The organism is Pseudomonas sp. EZ-C24, assembly GCF_014525325.1.
Taxonomy (GTDB): domain Bacteria; phylum Pseudomonadota; class Gammaproteobacteria; order Pseudomonadales; family Pseudomonadaceae; genus Aquipseudomonas; species Aquipseudomonas shirazensis.
Genome location: NZ_JACDIU010000006.1, coordinates 1 through 22,896 on the forward strand (window position 1 = coordinate 1; position 22,896 = coordinate 22,896).

A 22,896-nucleotide genomic window follows, 5' to 3' on the forward strand; every position below is an offset into this window, starting at 1 on the left:
GTGGGGTCTCCCCATGTGAGAGTAGGTCATCGTCAAGATTCATTTCGCAAAACCCCTATCTGCGCAAGCAGGTAGGGGTTTTGTCTTTTCTGCGATCCATAAGATCCAGAGCTGCTGCGCAGCCTAAAATTGTCGCTCCAGCTACCATTCCCGGCACTTTTTACCCCATCCAGCGCTCATAACGAAGTGCCAGTATGCTTATGTCTCGCATCAGGGCGGCCACGCGTCTCCCACAATGCGAGCCAGAACACTAGAATAGAGCCCACGCTTCCACTCAGACGCCCATATGCCCAACCCTGCCGACCCCGAAGTGCTGGCCAATCTGCCGCTGGACGACCTCATCGCCTGCCATGAGTGTGACCTGCTGCTGCGCAAGCCGCCCCTGCAGCACAATGAGAAGGCGCTGTGCCCACGTTGCGGCTACGAGCTGTACGCCCACCGCCATAACGTGGTCAATCGCAGCCTGGCGCTGGTGCTGGCTGCGCTGCTGCTTTATATACCCGCCAACTTCTTGCCGATCATGCAGCTGCACCTGCTCGGGCAGACCTCCGACGATACCGTCTGGAGCGGTGTGCTTGGCTTGTACAACTCGCAAATGCACCTGATCGCCGTGGTGGTGTTTCTCTGCAGCATGGCCATCCCCTTGCTCAAGCTGCTGTGTCAACTGGCAGTGCTGCTTAGCATCCGTCTGGACATCGGTCGCAGCTACGGCTTGCTGATCTACCGGGTGTACCACCACCTGCGCGAGTGGGGCATGCTCGAGGTGTACTTCATGGGCGTGCTGGTGGCCATGGTCAAGCTGCTCGACCTTGCCCAACTGAATATCGGTATTGGCCTGGTCTGCTTTATCAGCCTGCTGCTGGTGCAAGTCTGGTTGGAGGTGGTGATGTCGCCACATCAGATCTGGGTGGCGTTGTCCGGGGAGGATCTGCATGCGGGCGATTGATGCCGGGATTCTGGTGTGCAATGAATGCCACGAGCTGAACCGTCAGGAAGGCGATGACGCCGGGCAGACCTGTGTCCGCTGCGGTGCCATCGTCCACCCTCGACGGCCTAACAGCATCGTGCGCACCTGGGCACTGCTGATCACTGCTTTCATCCTGTACATCCCAGCCAACCTGCTGCCGATCATGACGGTCAGCTCGCTGGGCAAGGGCAGCCCCGACACGATCATGTCCGGGGTCATCACGCTGATGCACCACGGCATGCTGCCTATCGCAGCCGTGGTGTTCATTGCCAGTATTCTGGTGCCGACCTTCAAATTAGTCGGCATCGGCCTGCTGCTGTACTCGGTGCAAAGACATCAGCCGCTGTCGGCCCGGCAGCGCATCTGGATGTACCGCTTTATCGAATTCATCGGGCGCTGGTCGATGCTGGACATCTTTGTCATTGCCATTTTGGTGGCGGTGGTCAATTTTGGCCGGATTGCCAGCGTCGAAGCTAATCTGGGCGCCATCGCTTTCGCCTGCGTGGTGATCCTGACGATGTTTGCTGCCTTAACTTTCGATCCCCGACTGATCTGGGATAACACGGAGTCGGATGACGACCATGAGTGACGTGCCTACGGCAAAAACCCGCCCTGCCTCGAACTGGTCGGCCATCTGGATCCTGCCCCTGATCGCGTTGATCATCGGCGGCTGGCTGGGCGTTCAGGCCTACCGTTCTGCGGGGGTGGAGATCCAGGTGCGCTTCAAGACTGGTGAAGGGATCGTCGCCAACAAGACCGAGGTGATCTACAAGGGTATGCCAGTCGGCAAGGTTACCGAACTGGAGCTGGATGCCACCGGCAGCAACACCGGGGTGATCGCCACCATCGAGATGAACAAGGCGGCAGACACCCAGCTGACCACCGGCACGCGCTTCTGGCTGGTCAAGCCGAGCGTTACCCTGGCGGGCATCTCCGGCCTGGAGACACTGGTATCGGGTAACTATATTGCCGTTGACCCGGGCAAAGGCGAGCCGACCAAAAGCTTCAAGGCGCTGGCCTCGGCGCCGCCGCTGTCTGACTCCGAGCCCGGCCTGCACCTGACCCTCAAGGCCGATCGACTTGGCTCGCTCAATCGCGACAGCCCGGTGTTCTACAAGCAGATCCAGGTCGGTCGGGTGAAGAGCTACAAGCTGTCCGAGGATCAGGGCACCGTTGAGGTCAAGGTGTTCATCCAGCCCGCCTACGCCAGCCTGGTGCGCAAACATACTCGCTTCTGGAATGCCAGCGGCATCAGCATCGATGCTGACCTGTCCGGGGTCAAGGTGCGCAGTGAGTCGCTCAGCAGCATCGTTGCCGGTGGTATTGCCTTTGCTACCCCTGAGCACCGCAAGGACAGTCCGCCGACTGATCCAAGCTTGCCATTCCGCCTCTATGAAGACTTTGACGCTGCCCAGGCGGGTATCCGCATCAAGGTCAAACTGACTGATTTTGAAGGCCTGCAGGCAGGGCGTACGCCAGTATTGTACAAAGGCATTCAGATCGGCTCGCTGAAGACCCTGAAGATCGAAGACGACCTGGCCAGTGCCTCAGCCGAACTGACCCTTGACCCTCTGGCCGAGGATTATCTGGTCGAGGGCACGCAATTCTGGGTGGTCAAGCCGTCCATTTCCCTGGCGGGCATCACTGGCCTGGAGGCGCTGGTGAAGGGTAACTACATTGCCATCCGTCCAGGTGACAAGGGCGCACGGCCACAACGCGAGTTCGAAGCACGGGCCAAGGCGCCGCCGCTCGATCTGAAGTCGCCAGGGCTGCATATGGTGCTGTTTGCCGACAGCCTCGGCTCGCTCGAGGTCGGCAGCCCGGTGATGTATCGCCAGGTCAAGGTCGGCAACGTGCAGAGCTATCAGTTTGCCCGCAACAGCAAACGCATCCTGATCGGTGTGCACATCGAGAAGGAGTACGCCAACCTGGTCAACGGCTCAACGCGCTTCTGGAATGCCAGTGGTATCACCCTGACCGGCGGCCTGTCCGGGATCAAGGTCAAGAGCGAGTCATTGCAGACCCTGATGGCGGGCGGCATTGCCTTCGATACGCCGAAGCCGGATGTGCCGCTCAAACGTCATATCCCGCGCTTCCGTCTGCATGAGAGCGAAGAGGCAGCCAATCGCGCCGGTACCCTGATCACCATCCGTGTCGAGCGCGCTGATGGCCTCAAGCCGGGCACGCCGATCCGCTTCCGCGGCCTGGAGGTGGGCAGTATCGAGAGTACCGACCTGACCGACGATCTGCAGGCGGTACTGCTGCGTGCGCGCATCAACGAAGCTGCCGACCGCATCACCCGTGTCGGTACGCAGTTCTGGGTGGTCAAGCCAGCATTGGGGCTGGTCAAGACCGAGAATCTCGATACGCTGATCGGTGGGCAGTACATCGAGGTGCAGCCAGCCGCCAGGAGCCAAGGCTCACAGCGTGACTTCATCGCTCTGGCCGAGGCGCCAGAGGTGAAAGGCCAGGAGATCGGCTTGCCGATTACCCTGAGTGCTCCGCGACGTGGCTCGATCAAGCCGGGCGTGCCGGTCACCTACCGCGAGGTGGCGGTGGGCAAGGTCACTGGCTTTGAATTGGGACAGAACGCTGATCGAGTGCTGATCCACATCCTCATCGAACCGCGCTATGCCGGGCTGGTGCGCGGTGGCAGCCGGTTCTGGAACAGCAGCGGCTTTGGCTTCGACTGGGGCTTGTTCAAGGGGGCAACGGTGCGTACCGAGTCGCTGGAGACGCTGATCGACGGCGGCATTGCTTTTGCCACGCCAGAGGGCGAGCAGATGGGTAACCCGGCACGACCGAAGCAGACCTTTGCCTTGTTCGACAAGCCTGATGACGTGTGGCTGCAGTGGGCGCCGAAGATCCAGTTGGGCAAGTAAGCAATATGGCTGCGCTGCAGATCTTGCAGCAGCGGCCTTGTGTCGCGAAAGGGGGGCGCAGCGCCCCCCAGCAGTTCTGCGGCGTTGCCTAAATCGCGGGGCCGCTGCGCGCCCCTTTCGCGACACAAGGCCGCTCCTACAGGGGTCGCATCCAAGCGGGGATAAATCGCAGGCAATAAAAAACCGACCCTAGGGTCGGTTTTTAACAAGCGCGTCGCTTAGGCAGCTGCAGTTTCTTTCAGCGCCTTGATGTGGCCATTCAGACGGCCTTTATGGCGAGCAGCCTTGTTCTTGTGGATGATACCTTTGTCGGCCATACGGTCGAGGACAGGCACAGCCAGGGTGTAAGCGGCTTGCGCTTTTTCGGCGTCTTTTGCGTCAATGGCTTTAACTACATTCTTGATGTAGGTACGAACCATGGAACGCAGGCTGGCGTTGTGGCTGCGACGCTTCTCAGCCTGTTTTGCGCGTTTCTTGGCGGAAGGTGAGTTGGCCACCGTCGAGCTCCTTGAAAGACTTTAGGGAAATAGCAAACAAAATAGGCCGCGAATCATGCCGATGCGTACGACAGATGTCAAGGCCACCTGCAAGGTTCCGCCGAGTGGTGGGTCCGCGAGAGGGAAATATTCCTTTCTGCGCCGCGACCTGTAAACTCGGGAATTTTGGCTCCCCTGCGAAGGCGCGGGAGTATCGCACATCTTGGCGGCTTTAGTAGCGTCCTCCGTCCCCAGCGTGAAAATTTTTCGATGAACCTGCTCAAATCCCTGGCTGCAGTCAGCTCCATCACCATGATTTCACGGGTGCTGGGCTTTGTCCGCGACACCATCCTGGCGCGCGTATTCGGTGCCGGCGCGGCAACCGATGCGTTCTTCATCGCCTTCAAACTGCCCAACCTGCTGCGGCGTATCTTCGCTGAGGGCGCATTCTCGCAGGCCTTCGTGCCGATCCTGGCCGAGTACAAGACCCAACAGGGCGAAGAGGCGACGCGCACCTTTATTGCCTACGTCAGTGGCTTGTTGACTCTGGTACTGGCAGTTGTTACTGCGCTGGGCATCTTCGCCGCGCCGTGGATCGTGTGGGTCACGGCGCCGGGCTTTGCCGCCGACGCCGAGCGCTTCGCCCTGACCACCGACCTGCTGCGGGTGACCTTCCCTTATATATTGCTGATCTCGCTGTCATCGCTGGCAGGGGCGATCCTCAATACCTGGAACCGCTTTGCGGTACCGGCGTTCACCCCGACCCTGCTCAACGTGGCGATGATCGCCTTCGCCCTGCTGCTGACGCCGTACTTCGAGCAGCCGATCATGGCCCTGGCCTGGGGTGTGTTGGCGGGCGGCCTGGCGCAGTTGCTGTATCAGCTGCCGGCATTGAAGAAGATCGGCATGCTCGTGCTGCCGCGCCTGAACCTGCGCGACAGCGGTGTATGGCGGGTGCTCAAGCAGATGCTGCCGGCGATTCTCGGCGTGTCGGTCAGCCAGATCTCGCTGATCATCAACACCATCTTCGCTTCCTTTCTGGTGGCCGGATCGGTGTCGTGGATGTACTACGCCGACCGCCTGATGGAGCTGCCCTCAGGCGTGCTCGGGGTAGCGCTCGGCACTATCCTGTTGCCGACCCTGGCCAAGACCTACGCCAATCGCGACCGCCACGAGTACTCGCGGATTCTCGACTGGGGCCTGCGCCTGTGCTTCCTGCTGGTACTGCCGTGTACCCTGGCCCTGGCAATTCTGGCCGAGCCGTTGACCGTGTCGCTGTTCCAGTACGGCAAGTTCAGCGCATTCGACGCGGCCATGACCCAGCGCGCCTTGATCGCCTACTCGGTCGGCCTGCTGGCGATCATCCTGATCAAGGTGCTTGCGCCGGGCTTCTATGCCCAGCAGAACATCCGCACGCCGGTAAAGATCGCCATCTTCACCCTGATCTCGACCCAGCTGCTCAACCTGGTGCTGGTCGGCCCGCTGGCCCATGCCGGGCTGGCCCTGGCCATCAGCATCGGCGCCTGCCTCAACGCCGGCTTGCTGTACTGGCGCCTGCGCCGCCAGGACCTGTTCCAGCCGCAACCAGGCTGGGCGCGGTTCCTGCTCAAGCTGATCCTCGCGGTCAGCCTGATGTCGGCCGTGTTGCTGCTGGGCATGCATTACATGCCAGCCTGGGAAGAGGGCGGCATGCTCGAGCGCTTCCTGCGCCTGGGTGCCCTGATCGGTGCCGGCGTCGTGACCTATTTCGGTTGCCTGTTCGCCTGCGGCTTGCGTCCTCGGCAGTTTGCCCGCAATGCCTTGCATTAAGGTGCCAGGCGGCCAGGCGTCGGTTTTACACATTAGTCGCCACCCCAGGGCGCTGCTGCCTGTCACCAGCGCCCGGGTGTGGTTATAATCGACCACTTTATGAGCAAGAAGCGCGTTATGCAGCTGGTTCGAGGTCTTCACAACCTGCGCCCCGAGCACCGGGGGTGTGTCGCCACCATTGGCAACTTCGACGGGGTTCACCGTGGCCACCAGGCAATCCTGGCGCGCCTGCGCGAGCGCGCCCGGGAGTTAGGCCTGCCCACCTGCGTGGTGATCTTCGAGCCACAGCCGCGCGAGTACTTTGCCCCCGAGACTGCGCCGGCACGCCTGGCGCGGCTGCGTGACAAAGTGCAGCTGCTGGCCGCCGAAGGCATCGACCTGGTCCTGTGCCTGGCCTTCAACCAGCGCCTGAGCCAGCTCAGCGCCGATGAATTCGTCAAGACGATCGTGGTCGATGGCCTCGGCGTGCGCCACCTGGAGGTCGGTGACGACTTCCGCTTTGGCTGCGACCGTGCCGGCGACTTTGATTTTCTGGTCGAGGCCGGCAAAAAGTACGGCTTTACCGTCGAGGCCGCCAACACGGTCGTGCAGGACGGCTTGAGGGTCAGCAGTACCAAGGTGCGTACCGCCCTGGCCAATGCTGACTTTGCCCTGGCTGCACACCTGCTGGGCCGCCCGTATACCATTACCGGGCGCGTCCTGCACGGCCAGAAGCTGGCTCGTCAGCTCGGCACGCCGACCGCCAACATCCAGCTCAAGCGCCGCCGCATCCCACTCAGCGGGGTCTACTTGACCAGCGCCGAGATCGACGGCAAGCGCTGGCCGGGTGTTGCCAATATCGGGGTACGACCCACCGTTGCTGGTGATGGTCGTCCTCACCTGGAGATTCATCTTCTTGATTTTGCCGGCGACCTGTATGGCCGGCGTCTGACGGTGGAGTTCCACCAAAAGCTGCGCGAAGAGCAGCGATTCGCCTCCCTGGAGGCGCTGAAGTCGGCGATCGACGCGGACATCGCCGCCGCACGTGCCCACTGGCACGCTCAACCGCTAACCAAGAGCCTGAAATGACCGACTACAAAGCCACGCTTAATCTTCCGGACACCGCCTTCCCGATGAAGGCCGGCCTGCCCCAGCGCGAACCGCAGATCCTGCAGCGCTGGGACAGCATTGGCCTGTACCAGAAGCTTCGCGAAATTGGCAAGGATCGTCCCAAGTTCGTCCTGCACGATGGCCCGCCCTACGCCAACGGCAAGATCCACATCGGTCATGCGCTGAACAAGATTCTCAAGGACATGATTGTCCGCTCCAAGACCCTCTCCGGTTTCGACGCGCCGTACGTCCCGGGTTGGGACTGCCACGGCCTGCCGATCGAGCACAAGGTCGAGGTCACCCATGGCAAGCACCTGAGCCCGGACCAGACCCGTGAGCTGTGCCGTGCCTATGCCGCCGAGCAGATCGAAGGGCAGAAGACCGAGTTCATCCGCCTGGGTGTGCTGGGTGACTGGGACAACCCCTACAAGACCATGAACTTCGCCAACGAAGCGGGCGAAATCCGCGCGCTGGCCGAAATCGTCAAGCAAGGCTTCGTGTTCAAGGGCCTCAAGCCTGTGAACTGGTGCTTCGACTGCGGCTCGGCCCTGGCTGAAGCCGAAGTCGAATACGCCGACAAGAAGTCCTCGACCATCGACGTCGCCTTCCCGATCGCCGACGCCGACAAGCTGGCCAGCGCCTTTGGCCTGGCCGCGCTGGCCAAGCCTGCCGCCATCGTCATCTGGACCACCACGCCGTGGACCATTCCCGCCAACCAGGCGCTGAACGTCCACCCGGAGTTCACCTACGCCCTGGTCGACACCGGCGAGCGTCTGCTGGTACTGGCCGAAGAGCTGGTCGAAGCCTGCCTCAAGCGCTGGGACCTGCAAGGCTCGGTCATCGCCACCGCGCCAGGTTCGGCGCTGGAACTGATCAACTTCCGTCACCCGTTCTACGAGCGTATGTCGCCTGTCTACCTGGCTGAATACGTCGAGCTGGGCGCCGGTACCGGTGTTGTCCACTCGGCACCTGCCTACGGCGAAGACGACTTCGTGACCTGCAAGCGCTATGGCATGGTCAACGACGAAATCCTCACCCCGGTGCAGAGCAACGGCGTCTACGTGCCATCGCTCGAGCTGTTTGGCGGCCAGTTCATCTGGAAGGCCAACCCAGCCATCGTCGACAAGCTGCAGGAAGTCGGTGCGCTGCTGCACACCGAAACCATCAGCCACAGCTACATGCACTGCTGGCGCCACAAGACCCCGCTGATCTACCGCGCCACCGCGCAGTGGTTCATCGGTATGGACCGCGAACCGGCCAGCGGCGACACCCTGCGTGAGCGTGCGCTCAAAGCCATCGAAGAAACCAAGTTCGTGCCGGCCTGGGGCCAGGCGCGCCTGCACTCGATGATCGCCAACCGCCCTGACTGGTGCATCTCGCGTCAGCGCAACTGGGGTGTGCCGATTCCGTTCTTCCTCGACAAGCAGAGCGGCGAGCTGCACCCGCGTACAGTCGAGCTGATGGAAGAGGTCGCCAAGCGCGTTGAACAAGAGGGCATCGAAGCCTGGTTCAAGCTCGACGCCGCCGAACTGCTCGGTGACGAAGCCGGCCAGTACGACAAGATCACCGACACCCTCGATGTCTGGTTCGACTCCGGTACTACCCACTGGCACGTACTGCGTGGCTCGCATGACATCGGTCACGCCACCGGCCCGCGCGCCGACCTGTACCTGGAAGGCTCCGACCAGCACCGCGGCTGGTTCCACTCGTCGCTGCTGACCGGCTGCGCGATCGACAACCATGCGCCGTACCGCGAGCTGCTCACCCACGGCTTCACCGTCGATGAGAACGGCCGCAAGATGTCCAAGTCGCTGGGTAACACCATCGAGCCGCAGAAGGTCAACGACACCCTCGGCGCCGACATCATGCGTCTGTGGGTTTCGGCCACCGACTACTCCGGTGAAATGGCCGTCTCCGACCAGATCCTCCAGCGTAGCGCCGACGCCTACCGGCGAATCCGCAATACCGCGCGCTTCCTGCTGTCGAACCTGTCCGGCTTCGATCCGGCCCGCGACCTGCTGCCGGCCGAAGACATGCTCGCTCTGGACCGCTGGGCCGTCGACCGCGCGCTGCTGCTGCAACGCGAGCTGGAAGAGCACTATAGCGAATACCGCTTCTGGAACGTCTACTCCAAGGTGCACAACTTCTGTGTGCAGGAGCTGGGCGGGTTCTACCTCGACATCATCAAGGACCGCCAGTACACCACCGGCGCCAACAGTGTTGCCCGGCGTTCGTGCCAGACCGCGCTGTACCACATCAGCGAAGCGCTGGTGCGCTGGATCGCGCCGATCCTGGCGTTCACCGCCGACGAGCTGTGGCAGTACCTGCCAGGCGAGCGCAACGAGTCGGTGATGCTCAACACCTGGTACCAAGGCCTGACCGAACTGCCAGAAGGCTTCGAGCTGGACCGCGCCTATTGGGAGCGGGTCATGGCGGTCAAGGCAGCGGTCAACAAGGAACTGGAAAACCAGCGTGCGGCCAAGGCCATCGGTGGCAACCTGCAAGCCGAAGTGACCCTGTTTGCCGAAGAAAGCCTGAGCGCCGACCTGGCCAAGCTTGGCGACGAACTGCGCTTCGTGCTGATCACCTCGGCTGCGAGCGTGGTGCCGTTCGTGCAGGCGCCGGCCGATGCCGTGGCCACCGAAGTCGAAGGCCTCAAGCTGAAAGTGGTCAAGTCCGGTCACGCCAAGTGTGGCCGTTGCTGGCACTTCCGCGCCGATGTCGGCGCCAACCCTGAGCATCCGGAAATCTGCGCACGCTGCGTCGACAACCTGAGCGGTGCGGGCGAGGTGCGTCACTATGCCTAATCCTGCAGTGGGGCGCTTCGGGCGCCTCGCCTGGCTGTGGTTGAGCCTGCTGATCGTGGTGGTCGACCAGGTGACCAAGCTGTACTTCAACAGCAACCTGAGCATGTACCAGCAGATCGTGGTCATCCCTGACTACTTCAGCTGGACCCTGGCCTACAACACCGGCGCTGCATTCAGCTTCCTGGCCGACGGCGCCGGCTGGCAGCGCTGGCTGTTTGCCCTGATCGCGATCGTGGTCAGCGCGGTGCTGGTAGTCTGGCTCAAACGCCTTGGCCGTAGCGAAACCTGGCTGGCAGTTGCCCTGGCGCTGGTACTCGGCGGCGCGCTGGGTAACCTGTACGACCGTGTCGTGCTCGGTCATGTGGTCGATTTCATCCTGGTCCACTGGAAGAATACGCATTACTTCCCGGCATTCAACGTTGCCGACAGTGCCATTACCGTGGGCGCGATCATGCTGGCGCTGGATATGTTCAAGAGCAAGAAGTCCGAGGAGCCTGCGCATGACTGAGACCCGTATCGGCCAGAACAGCGAAGTCACTCTGCACTTCGCCCTGCACCTGGAAAACGGCGACACCGTCGACAGCACTTTCGACAAGGCTCCGGCCGTGTTCAAGGTTGGCGATGGCAACCTGCTGCCGGGTTTTGAAGCCGCGTTGTTCGGCTTCAAGGCCGGCGACAAGCGCACCGTCAGCGTGCCCCCGGAAAACGCCTTCGGCCAGCCGAACCCGCAGAACGTGCAGATCATGCCGCGTTCGCAGTTCGCTGACATGGAGCTGTCCGAAGGGTTGCTGGTGATCTTCAATGATGCAGCCAACGCCGAGCTGCCTGGAGTGGTCAAAGCCTTTGACGAGCACCAGGTGACGATCGACTTCAACCACCCATTGGCTGGCAAGACCCTGAGCTTCGAGGTGGAGATCCTCGCGGTGAAGGCCTTGTAAGCCTGGAGCCGAGCATGCAAATCAAACTCGCCAACCCTCGCGGCTTTTGTGCGGGGGTCGACCGGGCGATCGAGATCGTCAACCGTGCCCTGGAAGTGTTCGGCCCGCCGATCTACGTGCGTCACGAAGTGGTGCACAACAAGTTCGTGGTCGAAGACCTGCGCAACCGTGGCGCGATCTTCGTTGAAGAACTCGACCAGGTGCCGGACGACGTCATCGTCATCTTCAGCGCCCACGGCGTCTCCCAGGCTGTCCGCCAGGAGGCCGCAGGCCGTGGCCTGAAGGTTTTCGACGCCACCTGCCCGCTGGTGACCAAGGTCCACATCGAGGTGGCCAAGTACAGCCGCGATGGCCGTGAGTGCATCCTGATCGGCCACGCCGGCCACCCGGAAGTCGAAGGCACCATGGGTCAGTACGACGCCAGCAACGGTGGCTCCATCTACCTCGTCGAAGACGAGAAAGATGTGGCCAATCTGCAGGTGCGCGACCCTGATCATCTGGCCTTCGTCACCCAGACCACCTTGTCGATGGACGACACCAGCCGGGTTATCGACGCCCTGCGCGCGCGCTTCCCCAACATCGGCGGGCCGCGCAAGGACGACATCTGCTATGCCACCCAAAATCGCCAGGACGCGGTCAAGCAGCTGGCTGACGAGTGCGATGTGGTGCTGGTGGTCGGCAGCCCGAACAGCTCCAACTCCAACCGCCTGCGCGAGCTGGCCGAGCGTATGGGCACTCCGGCGTACCTGATCGACGGCGCCGAGGACCTGCAGCAAAGCTGGTTCGACGGCATTGGCCGGGTGGGTGTCACTGCCGGTGCTTCGGCACCTGAAGTGCTGGTGCGCGGCGTGCTTGAGCAGCTCACGGCCTGGGGCGCAACCGGTGCCGAAGAGCTCGACGGGCGCCCGGAGAACGTGACCTTCTCGATGCCCAAGGAACTGCGGGTGCGCTCGCTGCTCTGAGCCACCCCTCAGGGGCCTGCGCACAATGGCTCAACGGCCATGTCCGTGCGCAGGCGCACCCTGCCGCTGGGCGCCAGGACGATCTGGCGTGGTTGCCCGCCTTCTGCGTGTGGGCATATCTGCAAACTCCCGCCGTGAAACCCGCCGTTACCGCGCAACGGTACGCCCTGTGCGCTGAAGCGCACACCGTCAGCCAAGTTGCCAACGATCCGTACCCGCTGCGGTAAACGTTGCTCAGCCAGTAACAGCCCGCTATCCGCGTCCACCACGCGCCAACCCACTCCCCAGCCTGCCTCCAATGGCTCGACCCGCACGGCCTGCTGCTGCAACAAGGCCTGGCTACGTGCTGAGCGAAAGGCCTGGAGCAGCTGTTGCGCCGCTGCCGCCCGTTGCAAGTCCTGGCTGAGCGCGGTGTAGGACGGCGTCGCCAGCTGCGCCAGAACCGCGACCAGCGCGAGCGCCAACATCATTTGTATCAGTGTTGCCCCGTGTTGCCACACCGTGCATTCCTCCCTGGAAGTGCTTCGCTGTAGCTTCAGGCACGGCGGACATGAGGTCCAGTCGGCCACTTGGCTGGCACATTGCGGGAAATTTCCCAAGGAGCGCATGGATGCGCAAAGGACAGCAGGGCATCACGCTGCTCGAGGTCGTGCTGGGCATGCTGGTGCTGGCGCTTGGCCTGTTTGCGGCAGCGGCTTTACAGGTCAAGGCATTGCAGGCTACCGCCAGCGCTCGGCAGCACAGCCAGGCGACCTATCTCGCCAAGAGCCTGCTGGAGCAGGCGAGGGCGGGCGGGTCAGTGGAGGATTTAGGACAATGGCAGGCGCAGGTAAGGCTGACCCTTGGCGCGCAGGCCGAGGGCTGGGTGCGAAGTTCAGGGTCATCGCTGAAGGTCATCGTCGACTGGCCCGATGCGCGTGACCCGGAGCATCAGGGCGTAAGCCTGCAGGGCTGGCCATGAACGGCAGTCAGGCGGGTTTCAGCCTGCTCGAAGGGCTGCTCGCGCTGGCCTTGGGCTTGATGCTGCTGGCCGCAGCGAGCCAAGTGTTTGTCGCTACGGTGCAAGCCTGGCGCTTGCAGGGCGCGCTGGCGCAGCAGCAAGAGGATGCCCGCCTGGCGCTGCAACGGATCGCCCAGGATATCCGCATGACCGGTATGTTCGGCTGTTTGCGCTTGCACGCCAGCGACTTCGACTCACCCAGCGCAGCGGCCGCCTTTGCCAGGCCTGTGCAAATCAGCCAGGGCGGCGCACAACTGAGTCTGTTGGTGGGGCAGTTGCCCGGCAGCGGTAGCCGGGCCGACTGGACGGTGTTGAGTGATTGCCGCAGTTGGGCTCAGGTCAGGGCCGACGTCCACGAGGGTGACGAGCAGACCCTGGCCTTGCCGGTCAGCCGCATCACCTACGAGCTGCGCGATGGCAGCCTGCGGGTGGTGCGCCGAGGCTCGCCGCAGGGTTTGATCGACAATGTGCGCAGCCTGCACGCTAGCCTGGTAACGAACGCGCAGGGCCAGCGGGTCGACCTGCAACTAAGCCTGTTCGACCCACAGCACGATCTTGAACAGCAGTACGCCATCAGCGTCGCTCTACGCAATCGGCTGCCAGAACAATGAAGCGCCAACGCGGCATGGTGCTGCTGACCGCTCTCATATTGAGCCTGCTGCTCGGTCTGCTCGCCGCCGCCGCCCTGCGCGAAGCAGCGCTGCAGACACGCATGGCCGGGCTTTTGCTGGCCAGCAGCCAAGCGCTGGAGCAGGCCGAGGCAGTCTTGCTGGAGGGCGCAGCGCGGCTCGCCGTGGCGCCACCCAACGAGTGCCAGCCCTGCTCGCCGCCAGCCGACTCCCATGACGTAAACGCCGCTGGTGGCGACTGGCAGGCAGCCGGGCAGGGCTGGTTCAACCTGCAGAACCTTGGCCAAAGCGACCGGGCTGCGCACCTGCCCGTGGGCACTCAGGCCACCCTCTACCGAGTGACCGCAGTCAGCCAGCAAACCCGCGCGCGGCATGTGCTCGAAGCCGTATACGCGCAGCCCGTAGACCCGTCGCAGGCACCGCAAAGAATCCTCTGGCGGCAGAGAGTGCAGGAGCCATGACATGCAGCAAGGCCTGAGCCTGATCGAGTTGTTGATTGTCGTCGCCGTCAGCGGCATTCTGGCAGCCATTGCCTACCCCGCTTACAACGAACAATTGCGCCGCGCCGCCCGCAGCGAAGTGGTCGGCCTGCTGCACGACGCTGCGTTGCGTCTGGAGCGCCACCATGCGCGCAGCGGCCAGTACAGCGACACTGACCAGCATCAATTGAGCTTGCCCGCCGACAGCCGCTATTACCGCCTGCAGTTGCAACGCGATGACGCCAGCTTCCGCCTGCAGGCGCAGCGCTTGTCGACCGGTTTGATGGCGCAGGACCAGTGCGCTGACTATCAGCTCGATCAGGCGGGTGTGCGTAGCAACCCGGGCAGCCAGGACGCTGCGGGTTGCTGGAGCGGTTGACGGGGTAGCTCGGTTTTTTCAGGTATTGGATCGACAGATGAACAAGCAAGTAGTGGTTGTCGGCGGTGGCGTGATCGGCCTGCTGACTGCGCTCAACCTGGCAGCAAAGGTCGAGCGGGTGGTGGTGTGTGATCAAGGCGAAGTCGGCCGCGAGTCGTCGTGGGCCGGTGGCGGCATCGTCTCGCCGCTGTATCCGTGGCGCTACAGCCCGGCAGTCACGGCGTTGGCGCATTGGTCACAGGCGTTTTATCCACAGCTGGGCGAGCGCCTGTTCGCCAGCACCGGCGTCGACCCCGAGGTGCACGTCACCGGCCTGTACTGGCTGGACCTTGAGGACGAAGCCGAGGCGCTGGCGTGGGCGGTGCGTGAGCAGCGGCCGTTGACGGCTGTGGATATCTCGGCGGCATATGACGCCGTGCCGGGCCTCGGCGCCGGCTTCACACGGGCGATCTTCATGGCTGGGGTGGCCAATGTGCGCAATCCACGGCTGGTCAAGTCGTTGAAAGCAGCGCTGGCGGCTCTGCCCAATGTCACTCTGCGCGAGCACTGCCAGATCACCGGCTTTGCCCAGCAAGACGGGCGTATCAGCGGTGTGCACACGGCCGATGGCCTGCTCGAAGCCGATGACGTGGTGCTCAGCGCGGGCGCCTGGAGTGGTGACCTGTTGGCCACGCTGGGCCTGACCTTGCCGGTCGAACCGGTCAAGGGCCAGATGATCCTCTACAAGTGCGCCGAAGACTTTTTGCCGAGCATGGTTCTGGCCAAGGGCCGCTACGCGATCCCGCGGCGCGACGGGCATATCCTCATCGGCAGTACGCTGGAGCATGCCGGCTACGACAAGACCCCGACCGAGCATGCACTGGAGAGTCTCAAGGCCTCCGCCGTTGAGCTGTTGCCCGGGCTTGCTGACGCCACGCCGGTGGCGCACTGGGCCGGTCTGCGTCCAGGCTCACCCGAGGGTGTGCCGTATATCGGCCCGGTGCCGGGGCATGCCGGGCTGTGGCTGAACTGCGGGCATTACCGCAACGGCCTGGTGCTGGCGCCGGCTTCGTGCCAGCTGTTTGTAGATTTGCTGACGGGCGTTGAGCCGATCATTGATCCCACCCCATATGCCCCGGCCGGGCGGCTGGCTTGAGATTTTGGGGCTGCAAAGCAGCCCCCGGCGCCCCTCAGCCGATAACCGGTGCCTGCAGATGGCGAGTCGGGTAATGCTGCTCGTACGCCTTGCACACCCGCAGCACCTGCTCATCGGCGAAGCGCCCGGCCACCACCTGCAGTCCCACCGGCAGCCCTTCGCGGGTGAAGCCACACGGCACCGAGGCCGCCGGTTGCTGGGTCAGGTTGAACGGGTAGCTGAACGGCGTCCATTCCATCCACTGCTCCAGCCCAGAGCCCGGCGGCACATTGTGCCCGGCGGCAAACGCCACCAGCGGCATCATTGGCGACACCAGCACGTCGTAGCGCTGATGGAAGGCGTTCATCCGCGCCACCAGCTCAGCCCGTGCTTCCAGCGCTGCGGTGTACTGCTCGAGACTGATGGCCGCGCCTTGCTCGGCAATCCAGCGCAAGCCCGGATCGAGCAGCTCGCGCTGGGCTGACGTCAACTGGCTGGCCAGCCGCGCCGCGCCGGCGAACCACAGGGTATTGAAGGTTGCCAGCGGGTCGGCAAATCCTGGGTCGACTTCTTCGACCTGCGCCCCTAATCGCGCCAGGCGCTGCACTGCCTGAGCGGTCAGAGCGTGAATCTGCGGGTCGACGCTGACGTAACCGAAGTCGGCGCTGTAGCCGATGCGCAGCCCGCTCAAGTCCTGCTCTGCGGCCAGCCAGGGTCGCTGGCGCGGTGCTCCGGCGAGACCGTCGCGCGGATCGGGGCGAGCCACACAGTCGAGCATCAGCACAGCATCGTCGACCGTGCGCGTCATCGGCCCCAGGTGCGAGAGGATGGTCATGGCACTGGCCGGCCACTGCGGCACATAACCAAAGGTTGGTTTGATGCCAAAGGTGCCAGTGAACGCGCAGGGGATGCGGATCGAGCCGCCGGCATCGCTGCCCTGGTGCAACACGCCGAGATTGAGCGCCGCTGCCGCCGCCGCACCGCCCGATGAGCCGCCGGCAGTCAGGCGCGTATCCCACGGGTTGCGCGTGATGCCATACAGCGGGTTGTCGGTGACACCCTTCCAGCCGAACTCAGGCGTGGTGGTCTTGCCCAGCAGCACCGCGCCGGCTTCGCGCATGAACCCGCTGAACGGTGCGTCGATGTCCCATGGCCCAACTGCCGAAGACGTCAGCGAGCCCTTGCGGGTGGGCATGCCACGGGTCAGGGTCAGGTCCTTGATCGAGGTCGGCAAGCCATCCAGGCGGCCACAGGGCTCTCCGCGCTGCCAGCGCTGTTCGCTGGCGCGAGCGGCGGCGCGGGCGCCTTCGGCATCGACATGGCAGTAGGCGTTGACGGCCGGGTTGTGCTGGTCGATGCGGGTCAGCACGTCATCTATCACCTCGAGCGGAGACAGCTGGCGCCGTTGATACAGGTCGAGCAGCTCGATGGCGGTGAACTCGCCGATAGCGGTTTTGCCGGTCATCTCAATGGGCTCCCTGATTGGCGGCCTGGACCATTGCCCGCAGCAGTACATCACAGCCATCGGCGAGGTCCTGCGGCGCAGCGTTTTCGATTTCGTTGTGGCTGATGCCGCCTTCGCACGGCACGAAGATCATCCCCGCCGGGCCCAGCTCGGCGACGAAGATCGCATCGTGGCCAGCGCCGCTGACGATATCCAGATGGCTCAGGCCCAGCGCGACTGCGCCCTGGCGCACAGCGTCGACACACTGCTCGGCAAAATACAGCGGCGGGAAGTCAGCGGTTGGCGTCAGCTCGAAGCTCAGGCCATGCTTGGCCGTGGTGGCTTCGATCACCGCGCGCACCTCGGCGACCATCGCATCGAGCTGCTGCGGGTCGAGGTGACGCAGGTCGATGGTCATGTGCACCTGGCCGGGGATCACGTTGCGCGAGCCAGGATGCAGGCTCAGGCAGCCGACCGTGCCGCAGGCATGCGGTTGATGGGCATGGGCGATGCGGTTGACCGCGCTGACTACATCGGCGGCGCCGACCAGTGCATCCTTGCGCAGGTGCATCGGCGTAGGCCCGGCGTGGGCTTCGACGCCGGTCAACACCAGGTCGAACCACTTCTGCCCGAGGCAACCCTGCACCACGCCAATGGTGGTGCGCTGGTCTTCCAGCACCGGGCCCTGTTCGATATGCGCCTCGAAGTAGGCGCCGACCGCATGGCCGGTGGGCACACGCGGGCCGGCGTAGCCGATGCGCGTAAGCTCGGCGCCGACTGACAGGCCTTGCTCGTCGCGCTTGGCCAGGGTCTCGTCGAGGTCGAACTTGCCGGCAAATACCCCGGAACCCATCATGCATGGCGGGAAGCGCGAGCCTTCTTCGTTGGTCCACACCACCACTTCCAGCGGTGCTTCGGTTTGCAGGCCGAGGTCGTTGAGGGTGCGGATCACCTCCAGCCCGGCCATCACCCCGTAGCAACCGTCGAACTTGCCGCCGGTGGGCTGGGTGTCGATATGGCTGCCGGTCATCACTGGCGCCAGGTCCGGGTTGCGCCCCGGACGGCGGGCGAAAATATTGCCGATGGCATCGACACTGACGCTGCAGCCCGCCTCGGTGCACCATTGCACGAACAGGTCGCGCGCCTGGCGGTCGAGGTCGGTCAGAGCCAGCCGGCACACGCCGCCCTTGGCGGTGGCACCGAGGCGGGCGAGGTCCATCAGCGACTGCCAGAGGCGCTCGCGGCTGATCAAGGCGCCCTGGCCGAGTGTTGCTTGCGTTGGATCGATAGGGTTTTGGCTGTTCATGGTCGGTCTCCTTCAGGCGCTCAAGGCCAGGTAGCGGTTCTTGATGCTCGGGTCGGCGCGGAACTGCTCGGCGCTGCCCTGATAGGCCACGCGGCCTTGTTCCAGCACGTAGTGACGGTCGGCGAGGGCGTCGCAGACCTTGAGGTTCTGCTCGACCAGCAGGATCGACAGGCCTTCGTCCTTGATCCGCCGCAGGATCTTCACCAGTTCGTCGACGATCACCGGGGCCAGGCCTTCAGTCGGCTCGTCGAGGATCAGCAGCTTGGGCCCATTGAGCAGCGCGCGGGCAATCGCCAGCATCTGCTGCTCGCCCCCGGACAGGGCAAAGCCGCTGTTGCGGCGACGTTCCTTGAGCCGCGGGAACATCGCGTAAACGTCCTCCAGCTGCCAGCGGCTGTGCTTGCGCGCGGCGATCTTGAGGTTCTCTTCGACGTCCAGCTGGCGGAAGATGCCGCGGTGCTCCGGCACCAGCGCGATGCCTTGGCGGGCGATGTCAAAAATCTCGCGACCGACCAGCGGCTGGCCGTTGAAGTGAATCTGGCCCTGGCGCGGGCGGACGATGCCGAGAATGCTGCGCAGGGTGGTGGTTTTGCCGGCGCCGTTACGCCCGAGCAGGGTCACCAGCTCACCGGCCTCGACCTTGAGCGAAACGCCCTCGAGCACATGGCTCTTGTCGTAGTAGGAATGGATCGATTCGACGCTGAGCATCAGGCGGCCTCTCCAAGGTAGGCGGTACGCACGCGTTCGTCGTTGCGCACCTGATCCGGGGTGCCTTCGACCAGGATCTGGCCGTGGCTCATGACGGTAATGCGTTGGCTGATCGACATGACGATGCTCATGTTGTGTTCGATCAGCAGCACGGTGTGGTCGCGGCCCAGGTCGCAGATCAGGTCGGTCATCACCGGGATGTCATCGATGCCCATGCCCGAGGTGGGCTCGTCAAGCATCAGCAAGGTGGGCTTGGCGCAGATCGACATGCCGACTTCCAGCACCCGCTGCTGGCCGTGCGACAGCTCGCCAGCGAAGGTCTCGGCGCGGCCGTTGAGCTTGAGCCGTTCGAGCACCTGGTCAGCGGTGTCCCAATGGCTGCGCTTGTGCTCGACGCTGCGCCAGAAGTTGAGCGCGCCAAGGCCATCGCGGCCCTGCGCGGCCAGGCGCAGGTTCTCGCGCACGCTTAGGTTCTGGAACAGGCTGGTGAGCTGGAACGAGCGCGCCATGCCCAGAGCGACGCGGCCGTGAGACGGTTTGCGGACGATGTCCTGGCCGTTGAGGAGGATCTTGCCGGCGGTGGCCTGGCGCTCACCGGTGAGGCAGTGGAACAGGCTGGTCTTGCCGGCGCCGTTGGGCCCGATCACGGTGTGGATGGTGCCGGCACGGACTTTCAGGTCGACACCATCGACGGCATGGAACGGCCCGTAGGCCAGTTGCAGGTTGTGTGTTTCGAGGAGGAATTCGCTCATTACAGCTGCTCCTTGGTTTTGCCATCGACGGCAGGCGAAGGGCGCAGGCGCTTGGCCAGATCAGCCAGGCCACCCCACAGCCCACCGCGCATGAACACCACCACCAGAATCAGGATCACCCCCAGCAGCATCAGCCAGCGCGGCCACAGCTCCGACAGCACGTCCCCGAGCAGCACGATCGCGCCGGCGCCGAGCAACGAGCCGAACAGCGAGCCGGTGCCGCCGACGATGGTCATGATCAGGATGTTTTCACTCATCATCAGGTCGATGTTCGACAGCGGGGCAAAGTGCAGCAGCATCGCGTACAACGCCCCGGCGATACCGGTGATGGCGCCAGACAACATGAACACCAGGATCTTGAAGTGGCGAATGTCATAGCCGATGGCCGCAGCGCGGGTTTCGTTTTCGCGGATCGCCAGCAAGGTGCTGCCGAACGGTGAGCGGATCACCCGCAGGGCGCCGGCAAAGATCAGCAGGAACAGCACCGCGACAAACGCGTAGAAGTGGCGCGGGTCGGCAAGGTCGAGCAACACATGCCCGGCAACCGTGATGTTCGGCCGTGGCACGTCGAGCAGGCCGTTGTCGCCGCCGGTCCAGCCGCTCAGGGTGTAGGCCAGAAAGTACGCCATCTGGCTGAAGGCCAGGGTCAGCATGACGAAGTAGATGCCCTTGCGCCGAATCGCCAGCGCACCGACCAGCAAGGCCAGCAGCGCGCCGAACAGCGCCGCGCCAACCAGAGCGCCGAGCATGCCCCATTGCAGGTGAATCATCAGCAGCGCCGCGCCGTAGGCACCGGCACCAAAGAAGATGCCCTGGCCGAACGAGAGCAGGCCGGTGTAGCCCAGCAGCAGGTTGCAGGCCAGCGCGGCCAGGCCAAAGATCAGGATCTCGGTGGCGAGGGTGGTCGACGGCAGGATCAGCGGCAAGCCGATCAGGGTCACAAGCAGCAACAGCAGCAGCGCCGGGCCATGCCCTTTGGCCACGGCCAGTGGATTTTTCTCAGTCATGTTCATGCTCTCCCGAACAGGCCGTAGGGACGAACCAGGATCACCGCCGCCATCGCGCCGTAGATCATCAGGCTGGCGCCTTGCGGCCAGAGGCTGCTCATCATGCTTTGCACCACCCCGACCAGCAGGCCGCCAACCAGCGCACCGCCAAACGAGCCCATGCCGCCGATCACCACCACGACGAAGGCGATGCCGAGAATCTCCGGGCCAACGAACGGCTGCGCCCCGCGCAGTGGCGCAAACAGCACCCCGGCCACGCCCGCCAGGCCCACGCCAAGGGCAAAGGTCAGAGAGAACAGGCGGAAGATGTTGGTGCCCAGCAGCGACACCGTCTCGGTGCTTTCACTGCCGGCTCGCACCAGGGCGCCGAAGCGGGTGCGCTCCAGCAGCAGCCACAGACCAAGGCCGATCAAGGCGGCGAAGCCGATCAGGAACAGGCGGTAATAGGGGTAGATGAAGTCGCCGATGATCAGCACCCCGCGCAGCTCCGGCGGCACCGCGATGTGCTTGCCGACCGGGCCCCAGATCAGCACCGAGGCTTCCTGGATGATCAGCGCGATACCAAGGGTGACGAGAATCTGGAAGGTGTGCGGCAAGTGGTAGATGCGCTTGATCAGCACCCGCTCAACCACCCAGGCCAGCGCGGCTACCGCCAGCGGCGCGATCAGCAGCGCCAGCCAGAAGTTGCCGGTCAGCGCCACGGCGGTGTAGCACAGGTAGGCACCCAGCAGAAAAAACGCACCGTGGGCGAAGTTGACGAAGTTGAGCAAGCCGAAAATGATTGTCAGGCCCACGGCAATGAGGAAGTAGATCATCCCCAGGCCAAGGCCGTTGAGCAGCTGGAACAGGTACAAATCGAGCATGAACGTGCCCTCTGCAGCGCGCCGCGCGCCTGCAATTTTGTCGAGTGGGAAGGCGTGGCGTCAGGCCAGGGCGCAACCGGTTTGAGAGACCTCGATGAACGAACGGCCGGCGTGCAGCACTTCGGCCAGATCATCGTCATCTCGCATCTGTGCTTGAGGTTTGCCGCGCAGCAGGTAGTAGTCCTTGAGCACCTGATGGTCACCCGGGCGGATCAGCTCGTCGCCGGTCGGGCCCTGGAAACTCATGCCCTGCAGGGCTTTGGACACTGCGGCGCCGTCGAGGCTGTTGGCCTTGATGATGGCTTCGAGCATGACCCGGGTGCCGATGTAGTCGGCCGCCAGCGGGTAATTGGGGTTGATGCCGTAGGCCTTGCGCGTGGCCGCGACCAGCTCGCGGTTGAGCGGGGTGTCAACCTGATGCCAATACTGCGCGCCGAGGTACACGCCTTCCAGTACATCGCTGCCCAGCTCCTGGAATTGATCGAGCCCGGCCGACCACACCAGCAGCACTTTCATCCGATCCTTGATGCCGAAGTTGACCGCCTGGCGCAGTGCATTGGATGACTGGCTGCCGAAGTTGAGCAGCACCAGTACGTCCGGCTTGGCGGCAATGGCGTTGGTCAGGTAGCCGGAGAACTCCTGCTCCTGCAGCGAGTGGTAGCTGTTGCCGATGTGCTCGATGCCGTGTTCGCTGAAGACCTTGCGTGCATTGTCCAGCAGGGCATCGCCAAACACGTACTGCGGGGTGATGGTGTACCAGCGCTTGGCCTCGGGCAGCAGCTTGATCAGCGGCACCAGGGTTTCGCGAATGGCGCCGTAAGTCGGCACCGACCAGCGGAAGGTAGAACTGTTGCAGTCCTTGCCGGTGATCTCGTCGGCGCCGACCGGGGTCATGAACACGCCGCCGGCCTTGTTGATTTCCTTCGACACCGCCAGCGCCGAGGACGACAGCGTGCAGCCTTGAAAGAACCGCGCTCCGTCCTGGCCGATGGCTTCCTGGACCTTGCGTACCGCCTTGCCGGCGTTGCCCTCGGTATCGATGACCTTGTACTTGAGCGGCTGACCGAGCAGCTGCGGGTGCTCGGCAATCGCCAGGCGCGAGCCCATGTCGGCATATTTACCGTAACTGGCAAACGGCCCGGACATCGACTTGAGGCCATAGAAGGTCAACGGTTGCTCGGCGAACACCCGCGACGCTCCCAACGGGAGGCTGCCGAGGGCGCCGAGGGCAAGGCCTGCTTTGAGCAGGGTACGTCTTTGCATGAGTAACTCCTTGTTTGTGGTT

At 63.7% G+C, this 22,896-nt stretch carries 23 protein-coding genes; 14 read left to right on the forward strand and 9 right to left on the reverse strand.

Going from position 1 to position 22,896, the window contains the following annotated elements; translation table 11 throughout:
• The first annotated feature begins 286 nt into the window (after positions 1-286).
• The 3 genes from IDM28_RS02300 to IDM28_RS02310 are packed head-to-tail and all read left to right on the forward strand — an operon-like array spanning position 287 to position 3,849.
• Positions 287-946 (forward strand): paraquat-inducible protein A, encoded by a 660-nt coding sequence (locus IDM28_RS02300; protein ID WP_103435947.1) that lies wholly within the window; start codon positions 287-289, stop codon positions 944-946.
• Complete coding sequence (locus tag IDM28_RS02305; RefSeq protein ID WP_150569964.1) at positions 933-1,556, forward strand: paraquat-inducible protein A; 624 nt, start codon at positions 933-935, stop codon at positions 1,554-1,556. Before IDM28_RS02300 ends, IDM28_RS02305 begins: the two co-directional genes overlap by 14 nt.
• Positions 1,549-3,849: a PqiB family protein gene (locus tag IDM28_RS02310; protein ID WP_188035278.1), complete on the forward strand. Its 2,301-nt coding sequence runs from the start codon at positions 1,549-1,551 to the stop codon at positions 3,847-3,849. Before IDM28_RS02305 ends, IDM28_RS02310 begins: the two co-directional genes overlap by 8 nt.
• 218 nt (positions 3,850-4,067) lie before the next feature.
• Here the strand turns inward: IDM28_RS02310 and rpsT are convergent, their stop codons facing one another.
• The gene (gene rpsT / locus IDM28_RS02315) at positions 4,068-4,346 is read right to left on the reverse strand and encodes a 30S ribosomal protein S20 (RefSeq protein ID WP_101316189.1); all 279 of its coding nucleotides are present in this window, start codon (positions 4,344-4,346) and stop codon (positions 4,068-4,070) included.
• Between the two features lie 249 nt (positions 4,347-4,595).
• On the opposite strand from rpsT, the gene murJ reads away from it, so the two are divergent.
• The 6 genes from murJ (at position 4,596) to ispH (ending at position 11,930) form a co-directional block, all read left to right on the forward strand.
• Positions 4,596-6,134 carry a murein biosynthesis integral membrane protein MurJ gene (gene murJ, locus IDM28_RS02320; protein WP_101316193.1) on the forward strand — a complete coding sequence of 513 codons (1,539 nt, stop codon included), beginning with the start codon at positions 4,596-4,598 and terminating at the stop codon, positions 6,132-6,134.
• Between the two features lie 117 nt (positions 6,135-6,251).
• Complete coding sequence (gene ribF, locus IDM28_RS02325; protein WP_150569966.1) at positions 6,252-7,202, forward strand: bifunctional riboflavin kinase/FAD synthetase; 951 nt, start codon at positions 6,252-6,254, stop codon at positions 7,200-7,202.
• Positions 7,199-10,030 carry an isoleucine--tRNA ligase gene (gene ileS, locus IDM28_RS02330; RefSeq protein ID WP_188035279.1) on the forward strand — a complete coding sequence of 944 codons (2,832 nt, stop codon included), beginning with the start codon at positions 7,199-7,201 and terminating at the stop codon, positions 10,028-10,030. The genes ribF and ileS overlap by 4 nt, the downstream gene beginning before the upstream one ends.
• Complete coding sequence (lspA, locus tag IDM28_RS02335; protein WP_103435953.1) at positions 10,023-10,538, forward strand: signal peptidase II; 516 nt, start codon at positions 10,023-10,025, stop codon at positions 10,536-10,538. The genes ileS and lspA overlap by 8 nt, the downstream gene beginning before the upstream one ends.
• Positions 10,531-10,968: an FKBP-type peptidyl-prolyl cis-trans isomerase gene (gene fkpB, locus IDM28_RS02340; protein WP_103435954.1), complete on the forward strand. Its 438-nt coding sequence runs from the start codon at positions 10,531-10,533 to the stop codon at positions 10,966-10,968. The genes lspA and fkpB overlap by 8 nt, the downstream gene beginning before the upstream one ends.
• A 14-nt stretch (positions 10,969-10,982) precedes the next feature.
• The gene (gene ispH / locus IDM28_RS02345) at positions 10,983-11,930 is read left to right on the forward strand and encodes a 4-hydroxy-3-methylbut-2-enyl diphosphate reductase (RefSeq protein ID WP_101316204.1); all 948 of its coding nucleotides are present in this window, start codon (positions 10,983-10,985) and stop codon (positions 11,928-11,930) included.
• A gap of 8 nt (positions 11,931-11,938) precedes the next feature.
• Here ispH and IDM28_RS02350 read toward each other — a convergent pair whose 3' ends face one another.
• On the reverse strand, positions 11,939-12,397 hold the full coding sequence (locus IDM28_RS02350; protein ID WP_224786408.1) for a GspH/FimT family protein: 459 nt from the start codon (positions 12,395-12,397) through the stop codon (positions 11,939-11,941).
• Between the two features lie 143 nt (positions 12,398-12,540).
• Here IDM28_RS02350 and IDM28_RS23775 point away from each other — a divergent pair, with 143 nt between their 5' ends.
• From IDM28_RS23775 to thiO, 5 genes are read left to right on the forward strand one after another with little or no spacing between them, the layout of a single operon-like run.
• The gene (locus tag IDM28_RS23775) at positions 12,541-12,891 is read left to right on the forward strand and encodes a prepilin-type N-terminal cleavage/methylation domain-containing protein (RefSeq protein WP_262499965.1); all 351 of its coding nucleotides are present in this window, start codon (positions 12,541-12,543) and stop codon (positions 12,889-12,891) included.
• Complete coding sequence (locus IDM28_RS02360; RefSeq protein ID WP_188035280.1) at positions 12,888-13,541, forward strand: PilW family protein; 654 nt, start codon at positions 12,888-12,890, stop codon at positions 13,539-13,541. The genes IDM28_RS23775 and IDM28_RS02360 overlap by 4 nt, the downstream gene beginning before the upstream one ends.
• On the forward strand, positions 13,538-14,020 hold the full coding sequence (locus IDM28_RS02365) for a hypothetical protein (protein ID WP_188035281.1): 483 nt from the start codon (positions 13,538-13,540) through the stop codon (positions 14,018-14,020). The genes IDM28_RS02360 and IDM28_RS02365 overlap by 4 nt, the downstream gene beginning before the upstream one ends.
• 1 nt (position 14,021) lies before the next feature.
• Entirely contained in the window at positions 14,022-14,417 is a 396-nt protein-coding gene (locus tag IDM28_RS02370; protein ID WP_188035282.1) for a type IV pilin protein, read from the forward strand.
• A gap of 37 nt (positions 14,418-14,454) precedes the next feature.
• Complete coding sequence (gene thiO, locus IDM28_RS02375; RefSeq protein WP_188035283.1) at positions 14,455-15,552, forward strand: glycine oxidase ThiO; 1,098 nt, start codon at positions 14,455-14,457, stop codon at positions 15,550-15,552.
• A 34-nt stretch (positions 15,553-15,586) separates the two neighbouring features.
• On the opposite strand, the gene IDM28_RS02380 is transcribed toward thiO, so the two are convergent.
• The 7 genes from IDM28_RS02380 to IDM28_RS02410 are packed head-to-tail and all read right to left on the reverse strand — an operon-like array spanning position 15,587 to position 22,874.
• On the reverse strand, positions 15,587-16,996 hold the full coding sequence (locus IDM28_RS02380) for an amidase (RefSeq protein ID WP_188035284.1): 1,410 nt from the start codon (positions 16,994-16,996) through the stop codon (positions 15,587-15,589).
• A 1-nt stretch (position 16,997) separates the two neighbouring features.
• Positions 16,998-18,281, reverse strand: a complete 1,284-nt coding sequence (locus tag IDM28_RS02385; protein ID WP_259407013.1) for a Zn-dependent hydrolase — start codon at positions 18,279-18,281, stop codon at positions 16,998-17,000.
• Positions 18,282-18,293: 12 nt separating this feature from the next.
• On the reverse strand, positions 18,294-18,989 hold the full coding sequence (locus IDM28_RS02390) for an ABC transporter ATP-binding protein (protein ID WP_101316221.1): 696 nt from the start codon (positions 18,987-18,989) through the stop codon (positions 18,294-18,296).
• Positions 18,989-19,741, reverse strand: coding sequence for an ABC transporter ATP-binding protein (locus IDM28_RS02395; RefSeq protein ID WP_188035285.1), 753 nt, complete (start codon positions 19,739-19,741; stop codon positions 18,989-18,991). Before IDM28_RS02395 ends, IDM28_RS02390 begins: the two co-directional genes overlap by 1 nt.
• Positions 19,741-20,748 (reverse strand): branched-chain amino acid ABC transporter permease, encoded by a 1,008-nt coding sequence (locus IDM28_RS02400; RefSeq protein WP_101316225.1) that lies wholly within the window; start codon positions 20,746-20,748, stop codon positions 19,741-19,743. Before IDM28_RS02400 ends, IDM28_RS02395 begins: the two co-directional genes overlap by 1 nt.
• Before the next feature lie 2 nt (positions 20,749-20,750).
• Positions 20,751-21,611 (reverse strand): branched-chain amino acid ABC transporter permease, encoded by an 861-nt coding sequence (locus IDM28_RS02405; protein ID WP_101316227.1) that lies wholly within the window; start codon positions 21,609-21,611, stop codon positions 20,751-20,753.
• Positions 21,612-21,671: 60 nt separating this feature from the next.
• Positions 21,672-22,874 (reverse strand): ABC transporter substrate-binding protein, encoded by a 1,203-nt coding sequence (locus IDM28_RS02410; protein WP_101316229.1) that lies wholly within the window; start codon positions 22,872-22,874, stop codon positions 21,672-21,674.
• Positions 22,875-22,896: the final 22 nt, after the last annotated feature.

Excerpts from the sequence above, each read along its gene's own strand:
- fkpB (WP_103435954.1), top strand. The coding sequence starts at position 10,531 with ATGACTGAGACCCGTATCGGCCAGAACAGCGAAGTCACTCTGCACTTC.
- IDM28_RS02380 (WP_188035284.1), bottom strand. The coding sequence starts at position 16,996 with ATGACCGGCAAAACCGCTATCGGCGAGTTCACCGCCATCGAGCTGCTC.
- IDM28_RS02360 (WP_188035280.1), top strand. The coding sequence starts at position 12,888 with ATGAACGGCAGTCAGGCGGGTTTCAGCCTGCTCGAAGGGCTGCTCGCG.
- IDM28_RS02370 (WP_188035282.1), top strand. The coding sequence starts at position 14,022 with ATGCAGCAAGGCCTGAGCCTGATCGAGTTGTTGATTGTCGTCGCCGTC.
- IDM28_RS02365 (WP_188035281.1), top strand. The coding sequence starts at position 13,538 with ATGAAGCGCCAACGCGGCATGGTGCTGCTGACCGCTCTCATATTGAGC.
- IDM28_RS02395 (WP_188035285.1), bottom strand. The coding sequence starts at position 19,741 with ATGAGCGAATTCCTCCTCGAAACACACAACCTGCAACTGGCCTACGGG.
- IDM28_RS02305 (WP_150569964.1), top strand. The coding sequence starts at position 933 with ATGCGGGCGATTGATGCCGGGATTCTGGTGTGCAATGAATGCCACGAG.
- ribF (WP_150569966.1), top strand. The coding sequence starts at position 6,252 with ATGCAGCTGGTTCGAGGTCTTCACAACCTGCGCCCCGAGCACCGGGGG.
- IDM28_RS02300 (WP_103435947.1), top strand. The coding sequence starts at position 287 with ATGCCCAACCCTGCCGACCCCGAAGTGCTGGCCAATCTGCCGCTGGAC.
- ispH (WP_101316204.1), top strand. The coding sequence starts at position 10,983 with ATGCAAATCAAACTCGCCAACCCTCGCGGCTTTTGTGCGGGGGTCGAC.
- IDM28_RS02385 (WP_259407013.1), bottom strand. The coding sequence starts at position 18,281 with ATGAACAGCCAAAACCCTATCGATCCAACGCAAGCAACACTCGGCCAG.
- IDM28_RS02390 (WP_101316221.1), bottom strand. The coding sequence starts at position 18,989 with ATGCTCAGCGTCGAATCGATCCATTCCTACTACGACAAGAGCCATGTG.
- murJ (WP_101316193.1), top strand. The coding sequence starts at position 4,596 with ATGAACCTGCTCAAATCCCTGGCTGCAGTCAGCTCCATCACCATGATT.
- IDM28_RS02350 (WP_224786408.1), bottom strand. The coding sequence starts at position 12,397 with ATGTTGGCGCTCGCGCTGGTCGCGGTTCTGGCGCAGCTGGCGACGCCG.
- lspA (WP_103435953.1), top strand. The coding sequence starts at position 10,023 with ATGCCTAATCCTGCAGTGGGGCGCTTCGGGCGCCTCGCCTGGCTGTGG.
- IDM28_RS02410 (WP_101316229.1), bottom strand. The coding sequence starts at position 22,874 with ATGCAAAGACGTACCCTGCTCAAAGCAGGCCTTGCCCTCGGCGCCCTC.
- IDM28_RS23775 (WP_262499965.1), top strand. The coding sequence starts at position 12,541 with ATGCGCAAAGGACAGCAGGGCATCACGCTGCTCGAGGTCGTGCTGGGC.
- IDM28_RS02405 (WP_101316227.1), bottom strand. The coding sequence starts at position 21,611 with ATGCTCGATTTGTACCTGTTCCAGCTGCTCAACGGCCTTGGCCTGGGG.
- thiO (WP_188035283.1), top strand. The coding sequence starts at position 14,455 with ATGAACAAGCAAGTAGTGGTTGTCGGCGGTGGCGTGATCGGCCTGCTG.
- ileS (WP_188035279.1), top strand. The coding sequence starts at position 7,199 with ATGACCGACTACAAAGCCACGCTTAATCTTCCGGACACCGCCTTCCCG.
- IDM28_RS02400 (WP_101316225.1), bottom strand. The coding sequence starts at position 20,748 with ATGACTGAGAAAAATCCACTGGCCGTGGCCAAAGGGCATGGCCCGGCG.
- IDM28_RS02310 (WP_188035278.1), top strand. The coding sequence starts at position 1,549 with ATGAGTGACGTGCCTACGGCAAAAACCCGCCCTGCCTCGAACTGGTCG.